Genomic DNA, 15,208 nt, shown 5'->3' with positions numbered 1-15,208 from the left:
AGAAACGGTAGTGCCGCCTACGCTGTGCCATGGGTTGTGGGTTGGGCTGCCTGGCTGTCCCCCGGTGCAGGCGGGTGCTCGGCCGCCAGGGTGTCCAGGGGCACAGCATATATGTGGTGGGGTACGCGCAGGCCCTCGAGCAGGAAGGTGCCCATGGACTGCAGGTGCTGCGGCTCCACGGAGCCTGCGCCGCCTCCTGCACGCGCGCTCACGGTGAATTGCCCGCCCAGTTGCGCCGCCATGCCCTCGCCGACCAGGATGGGGTGCGCAAGGTCTACCGTCAGATCGACCAGGCGGCTGGCGATGGTGATGGTACGGCCCATGACCGTATGGGTGCGGCGGCTGGCCAGCCCGAAGGATCCCACCATGGCAGGGCCTGTCTCCAGGCCCAGGCCCAGGCTCAGGGGCTCCAGGCCGGCGGGCGCCGGGTCGGGCAGCAGCTTGAGGGATTCCGCGAGCAGATCGAGCGCAGCCGCAACGGCCTGCCGTGAGTGCACCTGTGCATGCTGGTCATCGGCCGCCGAAGGCAGGGGAACGTCATCCGCGCCATTCCACACGGCAACGACGGCGTCGCCCTGGAAAGATTCGATGACCCCGCCGTGCACCTGCACGATGCGGCTGGCGGCGGAGAAGAAGGCATGCAGCACGGCCGCGGCCTCTTCGGGCGGACGTGCCTCGCAGTAGGCGGAGAAATTGCGGATGTCCGCCAGCAGCACGCTGACCTGCCGTGTGCTGGCGCGGATGGCGCTGGAGGGTGGCTGCAGCGCCAGGGCAGCCGCCACAGGCGCCGGCAGGTAGCTGGCCAGATGCTGGTAGAGGCGGTCCCGCTCGCTGCGGCTGCGCGCGTGCTCGATGGTGCCGGCAAACACCCCGGCCAGCAGCACGAAGAGCGCTGGCAGCAGCCACCCCACCCACACGTCGACCAGCCACAGGGCCAGGGCATGGGCCAGCACCAGCGCCAGCGCATAGGCCAGGGCCGCCAGGGGCAGCAGGTACACCGGCATGCGCAACATGGGCGACGGTGAGAGCGCCTGGGCACCACGCTCGGAGCCGCCGCGCCCGCTGGCCGCAGCCCCTGCCAGCCGCACCAGCAGCCACAGCAGCAGGGCACCCAGCGCAGCGGCCGCCGCCTGCAGCGGCAACGCAGCGCGCGGGGTATAGGGCGTGTGCCCATCCACCAGGGCACTCAGGATCTGGGCATGCGCCAACAGCCCGGCGCTGGAGCCGCTGTAAGGCGTGGCAATGGTGTCGTTCATGCCAAAGGCACTGGCACCCACCAGCACCCAGGCACCGGCCATGATGTCGGTCGGAACCCGGCCGGCCAGCACGTCGGCGGCAGGAATGCTCACGAAGCTGTCGGGATGCAGGCGCCATGCGACACGCATGTTGCCGCGTTCGTCCAGCGGGAGCGCAGGCAGTGCCTGGCCGGCGCTGCCCAGGGTCCAGGGCGCATCCCACCATCCGCCGCGCTGCAGCAGCAGGCTGGTCTCGGAGGTGGCCCGCAGTAGCGAGGCAATGGCCAGCGAGGGATAGGATTTGCCCTGCCAGCAGATGATGGCAGGCTGGTGGCGCACCACGCCGTCGTCGGCGATGCGGGGGCTGATGTGGCCAGTGCGCCCGAGCGGCATGTCGCCCAGCGCTGCCAGCGCGGGAAAGTTGGACAGATGCCCCAGTGCTTCCGAAAAAGGCGCCGGGCAGCTGGCCCAGTCGAGCGCTCCCGAAGGCTGGCCCACGCGCGGGGCGGCCTGCTCGCTGAGCTGGGGCAGACCGGTGCCGGGACCCGACGCGCCCAGTGCGAAGACCTGGGCCAGGACCGGCCGGTGCTCGGTCACGGCGGCGAGCAGCGCGGCGTCGTCGTCGCGCGGGTCGGTGAAGACCACATCGAGGATCTGCTCGCGCGCGCCCAGCTGGGCGATCTGCTCGATCAGGCGCGCCTGGGTGCTGCGCGGCCAGGGCCAGGGGCCGATTTCGGCGAGTGATTTTTCATCGATGTCGACAACGAGGACGCGGCGCTCCTCGGTTTTCTGGGAGCCCAGGCGCCAGACCCAGTCACCCGCGCGCTCTTCGACCGCCTGCAGCGCAGGGCCAAAAAGCAGCGACAGCAGCAGGCTGACAATGGCAGCGGCTGCCAGACCTGCCAGCAGAGCCCGGTGTCGTCCTACCGGACGTCTGTCCGCTGGCGGCTGGCGTGGCGTCAATCAGCGCCCCCAGAGGGTTACGCCGCTGAGCGAACCTTGGGGCAGGCTTTTCTCGAACCCATAGGCGGCTTCGGTGCCGCTCGCATTCAGGCCGCCGATGACGTTGGCATTGGCTGCGGTGGGCACGAAATTCCCCGTCGCGCTCACATTGCCTGTGGCCTGGATGTTTTGCGTGCCCACGCTCTTGCTGGCCATGTACAGCGAGGTCTGGAACAGCGAGCGACCGAAGTCCACCTGCAAGGCCCCGCTCTGCACCGCCACTGCTTCGATGGCGGTCTGGGCGTCCTTGTAGAACTGTGCACTGGCGTTGGCCAGGCGGAAATTGACGACGCCTTCCTGGGGCAGCTTGCCTTGCGCATCCGGCTGTTGGAAAAGCACGTTGGAGACGTTGCCCACCACACGGTTCCAGCCCGACTTGAGCGCGGTTTCGTAGTCCACCACGAAGCTGTCGCCCTCGACACGCGCGGTCCAGGACTGGCGCGCCCACGCCAGCTGCGTCACCTGGGGCGGCTGCACAGGGATGGTGGGCTCGACCACGGCAGGCGGCGGAGCCGGCGCTGGAGGTGGGGGCGCTGGAGGCGGTGATGGTGGTGGTGGCGCCACCGTCACGGGGGGCTCAGGCGGTGGCGGCGGAGCCACCGGTGCGACCGGAGGGGTGTAGACGGCGACTTCGACCGCCTTTTGCTCACTGGTGAGCGACTTGACGGGGGTGGGCTCGGCGCGCAGATCGTCCAGCGCCGGGGCTTGCGGCTTCTCGGTGCGTGCCGCCGTGATCTCCATCGCGCGCGCATTGCGCGCCACAGTGTCGGTGGCCACCAGCAAGGGAGTGGCATCGCGCCGGCTGTACTCGAGGATCTGGCCCTTCATGTCGTCCGACAGCAGCTTTTCGTGGCCGCTGATGCAGGGGCCGACGCTGGCGCCGCAGCCATTGTTGGCCAGCGGCGTGAGCGTGATGGCACCGGTGTACACCGATGCAGCCGTGCGCTCCATATCGGAGCGTACGACAAAGTCCGTGCCCTTGACGCCGATGGCGGCCACAGGGGTGTTCAGACGGAAACGCTCGCGCGCCGCCTCGCCCCAGCTGCCGGTGATGGAGCGCACCACGCCTTCGTCCAGGCGGAACTTGATGGCGCCCAGCTGCGGCTGCTGGGCGGAATGGCTGTAGCTCTCGATGTGCAGGCGGCTGGCCGGCCGCACGCTCAGGCGCCCGCCGTCCACGAAGCGCAGGTGCACATGGCCACCGGCCTTGGTCTCGATGCGATCGCCAACGCGCACGGCGGCGCCGCGGTCGAGCGCACGGCTGCTGCCGTCTTCCTGGAGAATGGAGGCGGCACCGATGACAAACGTGGCTTCACCCACGACCGCGCCCAAAGGTTGCCCGGGCGTAGAGGCAAGCGCAATGCCCCCCATTCCCATCAAGGGGAATGCGAGGCAGGCGGCAATGGGGTGCAATCGGTGGTTCATGGTGTGCCTTTCGGACAGCAGAGAATGCCTGGCGGCGCCAAAACGGGGCGCAGGCCAGGAGATAGCTCTAGTCTCTATTTTCGCTCATGTCTGTTTCACAGTGTGTGAGCACGGTCACACACCACTTGCCGCAGCGCTGGCAATATGCTGGGAGCGTTGCCAGTGGTGTAATGCCGCAATGCGCTGCCCGGCGCAGGCCGGCAAACATTCCATGGGTGCATGGCACGGTCCGACCCCGGATCTGCATCTCCTGGCGCCCGCTGGGCGCCGTTTTCAGCGGCTTCGTATTATCGGCTCAAGCCGCGTTTTTCCCTATCTATGCCCGTTTCCGTTCAGTTGTTGAGCCAGTTTCCTTTGCTGCAGCCATTGGCGCGCGAAGCCCTGGAACCACTGTCGGCACGCATGGCGCTGCGCTCGTTTGCCCGCCGGGCCATGGTGATGGGCAAGGAAAACCCGACCCAGGAACTGGGTTTTCTGGTGGAAGGACGGCTGCAGGGGGTCGATTTCACGGTGGACGGCCGCAGTGTGGGCATGTACTTCGTGGATCCCGGGGACTATTTCGGCGAATTGGCACTGGTGGATGGCAAACCCCCTTCGGAGTTCGTCATTGCTGCCGTGAAGTCCACAGTGGCATTTCTCGATGGCGCTGCCGCGCGCGAGCTGATCCTGGGCCACCCTGCGCTGGCACAGGCGGTGATGGCGCGGCTGGCGCAAAGGGTGCGCACAGTGATGGCACAACGCACGCTGTTGAGCCTTCCCAACCCCTTCCAGCGCCTTTGCGTATTGCTTTTACAATTGCCCCAGCGCCCGGTCGACGGGGTGGTCGAAGTGGCCCAGGCCCCCACCCACCAGGAACTGGCCATCATGATCAATGCCAGCCGGGAGACCGTGACGCGCGCATTCCAGGTGTTGTTTCTGCACAAGGTCCTGGTGCGCGAGGGCAACATCCTCAAGCTGATGCAGCCCGAACTGATGCGCGATATTGCCGAAGGGCGCGCAGACCCCCCCAAAGCCTGACGTTGCCCGCAGGCTGCCCTTCCCCCTGTTTTACGGTTACTGCCTTGAGATTCCTGCTGTCGTATCTATGGCCTTGGCGCCATATGCCCCTGGTGCTGCAACTGGCGCGCCGCGAAGTGCATGCCCGCTACCGCCAGTCGTGGCTGGGCATGGTGTGGGTGGTGCTCACCCCGCTGCTGATGCTGGGGGTGTACACGCTGGTGTTTCGCCACGTCATGCGCGTGCGCTGGCATGGCGTGGATGAAGGCAACATGGCTTTTGCCCTGCGCATCTATGCAGGCCTCGCAGTCTTCGGGTTCTTCGCGGAATGCGTGAACCGCGCGCCCAATCTGGTGTTGGAACAGCCCCACCTGGTCAAGAAAGTGGTATTTCCGCTGGAGATCATGCCCTGGGTGAATGCAGCCAGCGCATCGGTGGGATTGGCGGTGTCCGCGTTGCTGCTGGTGGGCTTGGCCCTGCTCAGCGGCCACGGGCTCTCGCCCACCATGCTGGCCCTGCCGCTGGTGTGGCTACCGTTGTTGCCCCTGGTGCTGGGCCTGGGCTGGTTCCTGGCCGGAGTGGGCACCTATGTGCGCGACGTAGGACAGTTGCTGGGCATGGTGGTGGCTGCACTCATGTTCCTGAGCCCCATCTTCTTTCCGGTCGAGGCATTGCCCGAAGCCATACGCCCGTGGCTGCTGCTCAACCCGCTCGCCTGGGTGATGACCGGTACGCGCGAGGTGCTGCTTGCGGGCCGCTGGCCTGACTGGCAGGCCCTGGCGGTGCTGCTGGCGGCCTGCACCGCCGTCGCCGCAGCCGGTGCGGCGTTTTTCCACAAAGTGCGCACGGGGTTCTCCGATGTCGTTTGATACCCCTGTGGACAACCCCCATGCCCTGGCCATCGAGGCACGCGCTGTGGGCAAGCGTTTCTCGCTGTTCCAGCAGCCCAGCGACCGGCTCAAGCAATTGCTCTGGGGCCGCTACAAGCAATACAGCCGCGACTTCTGGGCGCTGCAGGATGTGAGCTTCGACATCCGCCGCGGCGAGGTGGTAGGGCTGGTGGGCCGCAACGGCGCTGGCAAGTCCACCCTGCTGCAGATGGTCTGCGGCACGCTGGCGCCCACCACGGGCACGCTGGCGGTGCGCGGGCGCGTGGCTGCCCTGCTGGAGCTGGGTGCGGGCTTCAGCCCCGATTTCAGCGGGCTCGAAAACGTCTACATGAACGCTGCCATCCTGGGCATGGGGCGCGCGCAGGTGGACGAGCGCCTGGACAGCATCCTGGCGTTCGCGGACATCGGCCAGTTCATCCACCAACCGGTCAAGACCTATTCGAGCGGCATGTTCGTGCGCTTGGCGTTTGCCGTGGCCACGAGTGTGGAGCCCGACATCCTGGTGATCGACGAGGCACTGTCCGTGGGCGATGGCGCTTTCGCGCGCAAATCGTTCGACCGCATCATGGACATGAAGGACCGGGGCGCCACCATCCTGTTCTGCTCCCACTCCATGTACCACGTGCAGGCTCTGTGCTCGCGTGCGCTGTGGCTGGAAGGCGGCCGCATGCGCATGTGGGACGAGGCGCCCAAGGTCACCGCAGCCTACGAGACCTCGCTGGTGATGGAAGATGCCCCGAGCCGCGAAGGCGCGCAAGGAGCGGCTGCCATCGCAGTGCCGGCCGCCGCGTCGGCGGCAGACGATTTCGAGGCCGATTCCATCGCGCACGGCGCCAAAGTGCGCAAGGCGCCCGACGGCACCGCCGTGATCACCGACATCAAGGCCTTGGCCGATGGCGTGGCAGGGCGTGAGCTGGCCATCCACTCCGGACGCACGACACTGGAATTGCGCATGCAGTTCGACAGCGACCCCGCCCTCCCCTGCCCCTCGATGGCCATCGGCATCGCCCATGCCAACGGCACGGTGGTGACCAGCGCCGGCAGCGCCAATGATGGCGTGGAGCTGCAAAGGGATGCAACGGGCACAGGCGTGGGCGTGCTCACCCTGACGCACCTGCCTTTATTGCAGGGGGACTACACGGTCTCGGTGATACTGGCCTGCGAGCGCGGCCTGCACCCTTATGAGATCGTGGAGCGCGCCATCACGCTGCGCGTGGTGCAGACCGGGCTGGAGCAAGGCCTGGTGAGCCTGCCCCACCACTGGGACAGCAAGGTCGGCCGGTGAGCACGCGGTCCTGGCACGCCGTTGAGCTGGGCGCCGCCCAGATGGAGGAGATCCGCGCCCTGTTCGCGCAGGTGTTCGGCCACCCCATGAGCGAGGCGCTGTGGCGCTGGAAATACGATGGCGGGCGCGGCCGCGCCACCGGGACCCGGGGCGACGATGGCAGCCTGCTGGCCCACTATGGCGGCACGGCCCGCACACTGATCTGCACGGGCGAGGCGGTGCAGGCCGTGCAACTGGGCGACGTGATGGTCAAGACCGAGGCGCGCGGCATCCTTTCACGCCAGGGGCCGTTCGCCACCGCCACCCAGGCTTTCCTGCAAGACCACATCGGCACGCCGACGGGCTTTGCGCTGGGCTTCGGATTTCCCAACGCACGCCATACGCGCCTGGGCGAGAAGCTGGGCATGTACACCCCGGTGGGAGAAATTCTCGAACTGCGCTGGAAGCTTTCCTCCTGTGCCACGCCTTTCTGGAAGCGCCCCTGGGTCACAGCCCCCATCGACTGGGGCATGGCCGGCACGGATGCGCGGCTCAATGCCCTGTGGCAGGCGCTGCGCGCCAGCGCCCGGGAGTTTGTCCTGCCCCAGCGGGATGCGCACTGGTGGCGCCACCGGTTTGCCAACCACCCCGATGGGGCTTACCGGTGCTGGTGGGTGCGCGGCCGCTATGCACGGCGCATTCTGGGGGCCGTGGTGCTGCGCCCCGCAAAGGACGCTGGCGGCGACTGGGAGCTGCTCGATTGGCTGGGCGCCATAGAGCACATGCCAGTGCTGATGGCCGCAGCCCGGGAGCTGGCCGCCCAAGGCGGCGCCAGCGTGCTGACCAGCTGGATCAGCCAGCCCCTGGTGCGCCGGCTGCAGGACCTGGCGGCCCCTGTGGACGGCATCCGCGCCACCGAGCAGACCGCCTGCCCGCACTGCGTGACGCAACGCATGTCGGCCGCCGTACCAACGGGCATCGGCGGCCAGCCGTGGTGGCTTACCGGGGGGGATACAGATTTTCGCTAAGCTTGACGTCTGGAGCCTGACCGACGGCCTGCGCCCCGCGATGGCGCTCCAGCGCTGATTTTCACGATGATGGACATGGACCCCGCAGTGGTCCGTGCCCCACCTACTTACCAAGTTTTATGCACAGCGTTCACGAAGTTTCAGATTTTTACGCCCAGAACCGCGACTACTGGATCGCCATGGGCAGCAAGGCCAGCGCACCGCCCACCGTGATGCTCAACTTCGGCTACTGGCCCCAGGGGGTGGACCATCTTTACGAGGCCCAGCAGTCGCTGGTGCAGCGCATCATTGCCTCGATTCCCAAGGACGGCGCCCAGGGTGTCGAAGTGGGCTGCGGCATCGGCGGGATCAGCATCAACGTGCTCAAGCAACTGCCGCACGCGCGCATGACCGGAGTCGACATCGCCGAGGGCCAGCTGGCGCTAGCGCAGGCCAATGCCAGGGCCCATGGGGTGCAGGACCGCTTCCAGGCACAGCAGGGCAACTCCATGGCCCTGCCCCTGCAGGACAACGCTTTCGACTTCGGGCTGTGCATCGAATCCTCGTTCCACTACGACAACAAGCCCTCGTTCTTCGGCGAGATCTTCCGCACGCTGCGGCCGGGAGGCCGCGCCGTGGTGGCAGACATCACCTGTTCGCGCGTGGAGGGCGTGCGCTTTCGCCAGGGCAACTACTTCGAGAGCGCGGCGACCTACCACGGACTCATCCGCGATGCCGGCTTTGAGCTGGTCTCGACCGAGGACATTGGCCCAGAGGTGTATGGCCCGCTGTACCAGCACGTGCATGAATTCAATGCTGGCCAACCCAACAAGCGCAGCCGCATTTCCAAGTACTGGTCGCTGGTGCTGAACAACTACCGCGAGCTCGCCCAGGACGGGGCCATGGGGTACCACATCTTCGTGTTGAAGAAGCCGGAAGCCCCGGCGCCAGGCCATTGAAGCAGTTTCCACGCTGGCTCTCGCGGGGGGTGGCACGGCTGGACTACGGCCTGGTGCTGCCCCTGCTGGCGCGGCTGCCACGCTGGCTCGCCCGCCCGCTGTGGCTGCTGCGCGGGTGCATCAACTATGCAATGGACTGGGACTGGCGCACCCTGTCGCTGGGCCACGGCTATGTGCGCGAAGCCACGCAGCACGCCATGGCGCAATTGCGCCTGCAAGCCCCGGAAGGCTCTCTGCCTCAGCGGCTGACCCTGCGGCGTTTTCTGTGCATGTCGCGCGAGGAGGTCGAGGCCGTTCGGTTGAACCGCCTGGACCGCAAGACCATCCAGGCCCGGATCACCGGCCTGGAGCCGCTGCTCAAGGCACGTGACAGCCAGCAGGGTGTGGTGCTCCTGACCGCGCATTTCGACAGTCTCTATGTGGGGCTGGCAGCGCTGGCCGAAGCGGGCCTTACCGTCAATCTCATGGCCACCCGGCTCACTGACGACGCCATGGTGCCGCCCGCCATCAGCCGGCACTTTGCCACCAAGGCCGTGGCCTTGAACCGGCTGCTGGCCCCCGGGCGGGTAATGCATTTCGAGGACAGCCTGCGTGTTTTCGTGAGTGCGCTGCGGCGCGGTGAAATCGTGGTCATCGCCTGCGATGGCCCTTCGACATCGCAGGATCGGTCGCAACCGGTGGATTTTCTGGGTGCACGCCGCCTGATGGCGTCGGGCCCGCAGTTTCTGGCCAAGGCCGGCCACGCGCCACTGGCGCTCTATACATGCCAGGAAGGGCCGAGTGGGCATTTCACGGTGGAGGTCACCGAACCCGTCACCCTCGACAATGGCGGATTGCAACAGGCCTATGCGGCGCTTGAGCGCCATCTGCTGTCCCACCCGTGGCAATGGTGGGCCGCCGACCTGTACCGCACCTATGTGCCCGCCGAGACCTCCAGTGCATGATGGCGGCCGGCTGTGCCGCTCCAAGGATGGTTGACCGTGTCTGATTTTCTGTTTGTCAGTGCCGTGAGCAGCTTCGATACCGTGCGCGAACGCTTGTTGGCATCGCCCTGCCTGGCTGCCGGCAGGCGGCCGCTGGTGCTGCGCTGGAATGCTGCGTCCGCGGCCCAGGTGTTCAACGCCGTGATGGATTCCCGGCCGGAACAGCAATGGGTGGTGTGGGTGCACCAGGACGTGGTCCTGCCCGAAGGTTGGGACACCTTGTTCGCCCAGGCCATCGCGCAGGCCGAACAGCGGCTGGGGCGCCTGGCCATCGTCGGCACTTACGGCGTGACCGGCGCAGGGGCCGCCGCGGTCCATGCGGGCCATGTGCTGGACCGGGGCCAGGTGCTGCGCGGCGCGGCACCGCTGCCTTGCCTGGTGGACAGCCTGGACGAACTGCTGGTGGCCGTGCGCAGCGACAGCGGCCTGCGCATGGACCAGGCGCTGGGCTGGGACTTCTACGCCACCGACCTGGTGCTGCAGGCCCAGGCGGCGGGTCTGCAGGCCGCCGCCGTGGATGCGTTTTGCGAGCACTGGTCCAACACCCCGCAGCAGCCCCCCCTGCCCCGACCCACGGCGCAGCGCATCGCGCGCAGCGGGGCAGCGTTCGAGGCCAAGTGGGAACAGAAATTTCCCCTGACGACGACCTGCGTTGCCATCCACCAGCGTGGGGATGTGCGCACGCTGGCGCAATCGATGCTTGCGGCCGATGCGCAGCCCCTGGACCAGGACGCGCCATGACAGCCATCGCACTGGTCATCGTTTCCACGGCATCAAGCCCGTTGTCGTCGGAAGAATTCCGCTACGGCTGGGACCAGTTGCACCGCGCGCTACCGCCACCCACCATGTGGCAGGAGACGCCCGAACCGGCCAGTCCGCAGGCCTGGCGCCAGGCCCTGGACCAGGCACTGGCCGCAGCGCCGCTGAACGGGACTGCCCGCGTGCTGCTGCTGCGCCATGGCCATGTCATGGTCGGTCCCGACGTGCTGGAGCGGCTGGGCAGGGCGCTGGACGGCGTGCCGGGAGATGCGCCTACGGCGGTGCATGCGTTCGACCCGGGCTTTCCCCCGTCCCTGGCCCCTGACTACTGCACCGTGCGCGGCATGGAGCGCTACCTGGAACAACTGGGCGCGCGCGATCTCCCCCCTCTTGCGGACAGCGGCCAGCACGCACCGCTGGTGACGCTGACCACCGTGGCCGCCGTGCGCGCCGGCACCGTGCGCAACCAGGCCCGGTGGATACCCGGTGCTTTCGTGCACGACTTCGCCAGCTACCACCAGGCGCGGCGCGAGGACATGCTGCCCCTGCTGCCTGCCGGCGTGGCCCGCGTGCTGGACGTCGGTGGCGGAGAAGGCGGCTTTCTTCAGGCGGTCAAGGAGCAGCGCGGCTGCGAGACCCACCTGGCCGAGTATTCGGAAGAAGCCTGCCGCACCGCGCGCGCCCAGGTGGACCATGTGTGGCAAGGCGACTTTCTCACCCAGCCCTTTGCCGGTTTGGCGGGCCATGGCGAGGGCGCATTCGATTGCATCAGCTTTCTGGATGTGCTGGAGCATGCCAACGACCCAGGTGCCTGGCTGGCCCGGGCCCGCAGCCTGCTGGCCCCGGGTGGCTCGGTTCTCCTCTCCATCCCCAACGTGGGCCACTGGGGCGTGTTGGCCGATCTGATCGAAGGGCGTTGGGACTACTGCCCACTGGGTATCCACTGCGTGACCCATGTGCGCTTCTTCACCTGGAAGACCCTGCAGGACCTGCTCGCCAGCGCCGGCTTCCAGGTCGAGCACCTGGAGCGCGTGCGGGTTCCAGCGCCTGAGGACTGGGCCCGGCACTGGGGGCAGAGTCCGCGCCTGAAGGCCGATGCGGCGAGTTGGGACACCTATGCATTCCTGGTCCGCGCCATTCCGCGCAAGGACGGCCCATGGGCCTGAGCTGCTGCGTGATTTTGGTGAACTACCGGGGCGCGGCCGAGATTGCGGCGGCGGTACAGTCCGTGCTGGCCGACGCGCCTGGAACCGAAGTGCGTGTGGTCGACAACAGCGATGACGATGGCGAGTGGACCCTGCTGCAGTCCTTGCTTCCGCCGGCGGTGCACTGCCACCGCGCCGAGGGCAACATCGGCTTTGGTCGGGGCTGCAACCTGGCGGTGCGGGCCTCGTCCGCCGACTGCTTCTTCCTGGTGAATCCTGATGTGCGTCTGGTCCGGGGTTGCACGACGGCATTGACCGAGGCGCTGACCAGGGATGCGTCACTGGGGGCTGCCGCCCCCCGGCAGTTCCTGGACGCGGCCCTGCAATGGCAGTTGCCACCCAGTTGGCTGCCAACGGCGGTACGCGCGTGGGCCACCGAGCGGGCCCGCAGAGAGCCAGGCATCCGGCGCCGGATCCGCCAGGCCACGGGTGCCGAAGCCCTGCGCCACTGGCAGGCCCGCCATGTGCCGCTGCGAGCGCGCGCGTTGTCCGGCGGGGCCGTCATGGTGCACCGCCGGTCCCTGGACACAAGCGGTGACCTGTTCGACCCGCGGTTCTTCATGTATTTCGAGGATTCCGACCTCTGCATGCGCTTGCGTCGCCAGGGCTGGGGCATGGCCATGATCCCCCAGGCACAGGCCGTGCATGCCTGGTGCAATGCGCCCCACAAGCAAGGCTTGATGGAAACAGGCGCTGCTGTCTATTTCGACAAGCACTATGCCGATGACCGCTGGCTCCACAAGGCCCGGCTGTTGCAACAAACCCCGCCCGGTCCGATGGGAGATCCCCATCAGGCGGGCACACGGACCCATGGCGGAATCGAACTGGCCGTGCCACAGTCGCTGCAGGCAGGCTGGGTGCTGGAGCTCAGCCCCGATCCTTTGCTGCAGATCTGTATCGGGCATCTGGGAACCGGGGCCCAGGCCCAGGCCTCCTACCAGACTCTGGCGCATTTCGGGGCGGGCACTGTGTTCGCGCGCCTGCGCAGCAGCCGCCTTGGCGAAGGTGACCACGGGAGTGAGGTGCTGGCCACCTTCGAACCGCCGCATGCCAGTTCGCAGGAGGCAAACACGGGCACAGCCGCTTGAAGGCAGAAGCCCGGGAGACAGGATGGCAGACACATCCTGTAGCGCAATGGCCTCCCGCCACTCTGCGAAAATCCTGACCATGGCAGGGAGGGGTACGCCGCAAGGCCGCCTGCTACCCCGTGGTCGCGCCCCATGCGCGCGCCCGCGGCCCGACACAAGGCGGGTTGCAGCGCCACTTTTCTTCGCCGGGCTTGCCCGGCAATTCGATTTCTTGGAGTGAGTACATGCCTACTCTTGGTTTCCTTTCCGCTTCGGCCAGCAAACAGTTGCCATCTCCGTTGGCGCTCGCACTGGCCGCAGCAGGCATCGCTCTGAGCGGGCAGGCCCTGGCACAGGCCCCCCAGGGCGCGGCACCCGCCGCACCTGGGCCCGCTGCGCGGCCTGCCACAGCGCTTCCGGCCGCTGCGCCTTCGGTGGCAGCACCAACAGCCGCCCCTGTCCACATGGGCGCAGCCAACCCCTTCGATGCCCAGCGCAAGGCGTGGCCAGACCGCGTCCCGCCCGTCCCACCGCCACCGCCGCCACCGCCGCCCGCGGTAGTCACCGACCAGGATCTGCAGTTGTACGGCGTGGTGATTGCAGGCAGCGTGAAGATGGCCAATGTGCGCCTGGGTCCGCGCTTCGCCAGCGCGGCCACGGAGGGGCGCCCGTTTTCGACCTTCCGTGAGGGGCAGGCGCTGGGCGAATTCACCTTGGCGCAGGTCCACCCCACCCACGTGGTGCTGTCGGCGCCCGGCGGACAGCAGAGCATCTACTTCACGAAGAAAACGGACAGGGCCGCGGGCCCGGGCGCTCCAGCCCCCGTGGCCCAGAGCCAGGCACCTGTGCAAGGTGCCACGCCCGTGGTGCAGGCGCCCGCCGGAGATCCGACGGCACAGACAACAGCCGCCGCGGCGGTTGCGCCGCCCGCAGGCGCCAACGTCGCGCAAGCCGCGGCCCAGCAGCAGCAAGCGGCTGCCGCTGCTGCGCCAGCCGCAAATTCACCAAACGCTGCCAACACGGTGTTCAACAGCCTGTCCGAGGCATTGAATGCAGCCCGCAACAATGCCAGCATGCAGCAGAACCAGGGTGCCAACCCGTTCCAGGTTCCGAGCGCCCCCCGGCAGTAAATGGCTGCTGCCCGCCGCAGCGAGGAGAAATGGGGAGGCGACCCCACTCCCCAGTGGGCTGGCTTGGTCACTCATCTCGTCGGAATGCAAAAAGGCCCCAAAAGGGCCTTTTTGACGTCAGCAACGCACTACTGGTGGGTACTTACCAGATCTTGCCTTTGTTGACGAAGGATCCATTGCTGTTCTTGAAACCGAAGTAGATTTCGATGCCGAAAGCACGCAGTTCTTCGGCCGTCAGATCCATCGTCGGGGTGAACTTCAGGGCTCCCGCATTGGGGATCTGGCTGGAATATGCAACGGTTTCGGGGCTGGGCAGCACCAACTGGGCCCAGGAGTCCATCTTGCGGAAGAACCACACATCGGTCGTGAAGAACAGGCCATTGGCAGGAATGCGCGCTGCGATCCACACACTGGTCCTGTCGCTGGCAGCGACGTCTGCAGTCGTTTGCGTCAGCGTGATATCCAGCTTCAGGGGCTGCCCCGCCGTGGACACCACGTTCGTGGTCACGGACCCAGGCGTCGTCGGCGTGGTAGGGGTCGTTGGCGTCGTCGGGGTCGTTGGCGTCGTGGGCGTAGTGGGAGTCGTAGGCGTGGTGGGCGTCGTCGGGGTCGTTGGCGACGCGGCATCCACAGGATCCGGGAAGGGGCTGGTGGTCCACGAAATGGTGGCATAGCCGGCCGCGTACTTGGGCATGTCCACGTCGATGGCGCCCTGGTAGTCGAACAGCGCTGCGCCGCTCAGCTGGCGCACGTAAAGCCACTTGCCCTGGTCGGTGCTGCCACGGTTGGCATCGAGCTGGCCGCCCACGAAGCGCAGGGTGCCGCCACCGTCGTGCACGACGAAATGGTCGACGTCTTCCTTGATCAGGCGCGAGAATGAGGTGTCGATGCGCTCACCGGTCTGCGCGTTCTGGTACTCGGCGCCACTCAGGGGGGCGACGCGGGTCGGCTCCTTGCCGTAGCGCAGCACGAAGGCCGACTGGGTGCCCTGGGGTGCATAGCCGGAAAACAGGAACGAGCGCGCGCCTGCTGGAATGAAGATCTTGAATTCCTGGTTCTGCATCTGGAAGCCAGTGAATTCAGGCAGGGACAGGGAGCCTCCGCCAGGGAAGGCGCAGCCGCCGGTGCCAAAACCGATAGCACAGCCCGTCACGCCGGTGGGAGCGTACTGCTCCTTGAAGCCGACCTTGGTGTCAAAGGTGTAGTTGAACGAGCCGGCTGGCGGAGGCAGCGCGATCTTGTGCGCCGTCTGGTGCATCGAAACGAAGTTCGCAGCTTGGGCGAAC

General features: G+C 67.2%; 13 protein-coding genes. 10 read left to right on the top strand and 3 right to left on the bottom strand.

Annotated elements, in window-relative coordinates; genetic code table 11:
* Positions 1-17: 17 nt before the first annotated feature.
* Together AC07X5_RS05490 and AC07X5_RS05485 are read right to left on the bottom strand one after the other, a co-directional pair.
* Positions 18-2,198 (bottom strand): CHASE2 domain-containing protein, encoded by a 2,181-nt coding sequence (locus tag AC07X5_RS05490; protein ID WP_494769308.1) that lies wholly within the window; start codon positions 2,196-2,198, stop codon positions 18-20.
* Complete coding sequence (locus AC07X5_RS05485) at positions 2,199-3,662, bottom strand: FecR family protein (RefSeq protein WP_494769307.1); 1,464 nt, start codon at positions 3,660-3,662, stop codon at positions 2,199-2,201.
* A gap of 318 nt (positions 3,663-3,980) precedes the next feature.
* On the opposite strand from AC07X5_RS05485, the gene AC07X5_RS05480 reads away from it, so the two are divergent.
* The 10 genes from AC07X5_RS05480 (at position 3,981) to AC07X5_RS05435 (ending at position 13,922) form a co-directional block, all read left to right on the top strand.
* On the top strand, positions 3,981-4,679 hold the full coding sequence (locus AC07X5_RS05480; protein WP_409958344.1) for a Crp/Fnr family transcriptional regulator: 699 nt from the start codon (positions 3,981-3,983) through the stop codon (positions 4,677-4,679).
* Positions 4,680-4,762: 83 nt separating this feature from the next.
* Positions 4,763-5,527: an ABC transporter permease gene (locus tag AC07X5_RS05475; RefSeq protein WP_494769306.1), complete on the top strand. Its 765-nt coding sequence runs from the start codon at positions 4,763-4,765 to the stop codon at positions 5,525-5,527.
* Positions 5,517-6,833 (top strand): ABC transporter ATP-binding protein, encoded by a 1,317-nt coding sequence (locus tag AC07X5_RS05470; RefSeq protein ID WP_494769305.1) that lies wholly within the window; start codon positions 5,517-5,519, stop codon positions 6,831-6,833. The genes AC07X5_RS05475 and AC07X5_RS05470 overlap by 11 nt, the downstream gene beginning before the upstream one ends.
* A complete protein-coding gene (locus AC07X5_RS05465; protein WP_494769304.1) occupies positions 6,830-7,840 on the top strand; it encodes a GNAT family N-acetyltransferase in 1,011 nt (336 codons plus the stop codon). Before AC07X5_RS05470 ends, AC07X5_RS05465 begins: the two co-directional genes overlap by 4 nt.
* Positions 7,841-7,959: 119 nt before the next feature.
* Complete coding sequence (locus AC07X5_RS05460) at positions 7,960-8,778, top strand: class I SAM-dependent methyltransferase (RefSeq protein ID WP_494769303.1); 819 nt, start codon at positions 7,960-7,962, stop codon at positions 8,776-8,778.
* Positions 8,779-8,831: 53 nt separating this feature from the next.
* The gene (locus tag AC07X5_RS05455; RefSeq protein ID WP_494769302.1) at positions 8,832-9,722 is read left to right on the top strand and encodes a lysophospholipid acyltransferase family protein; all 891 of its coding nucleotides are present in this window, start codon (positions 8,832-8,834) and stop codon (positions 9,720-9,722) included.
* 36 nt (positions 9,723-9,758) lie between these two features.
* Positions 9,759-10,502 (top strand): hypothetical protein, encoded by a 744-nt coding sequence (locus AC07X5_RS05450; protein WP_494769301.1) that lies wholly within the window; start codon positions 9,759-9,761, stop codon positions 10,500-10,502.
* Positions 10,499-11,686, top strand: a complete 1,188-nt coding sequence (locus AC07X5_RS05445) for a class I SAM-dependent methyltransferase (protein ID WP_494769300.1) — start codon at positions 10,499-10,501, stop codon at positions 11,684-11,686. Before AC07X5_RS05450 ends, AC07X5_RS05445 begins: the two co-directional genes overlap by 4 nt.
* Complete coding sequence (locus AC07X5_RS05440; RefSeq protein ID WP_494769299.1) at positions 11,677-12,813, top strand: glycosyltransferase family 2 protein; 1,137 nt, start codon at positions 11,677-11,679, stop codon at positions 12,811-12,813. Before AC07X5_RS05445 ends, AC07X5_RS05440 begins: the two co-directional genes overlap by 10 nt.
* A 443-nt stretch (positions 12,814-13,256) precedes the next feature.
* Entirely contained in the window at positions 13,257-13,922 is a 666-nt protein-coding gene (locus AC07X5_RS05435) for a hypothetical protein (RefSeq protein WP_494769298.1), read from the top strand.
* 142 nt (positions 13,923-14,064) lie between these two features.
* Here the strand turns inward: AC07X5_RS05435 and AC07X5_RS05430 are convergent, their stop codons facing one another.
* Positions 14,065-15,180, bottom strand: coding sequence for a hypothetical protein (locus tag AC07X5_RS05430; protein WP_494769297.1), 1,116 nt, complete (start codon positions 15,178-15,180; stop codon positions 14,065-14,067).
* Positions 15,181-15,208: the final 28 nt, after the last annotated feature.

It is taken from the genome of Acidovorax sp. GW458-11-26-14-TSB4 (genome assembly GCF_059423865.1).
This window is presented reverse-complemented; position numbering and strand designations above follow the sequence as displayed.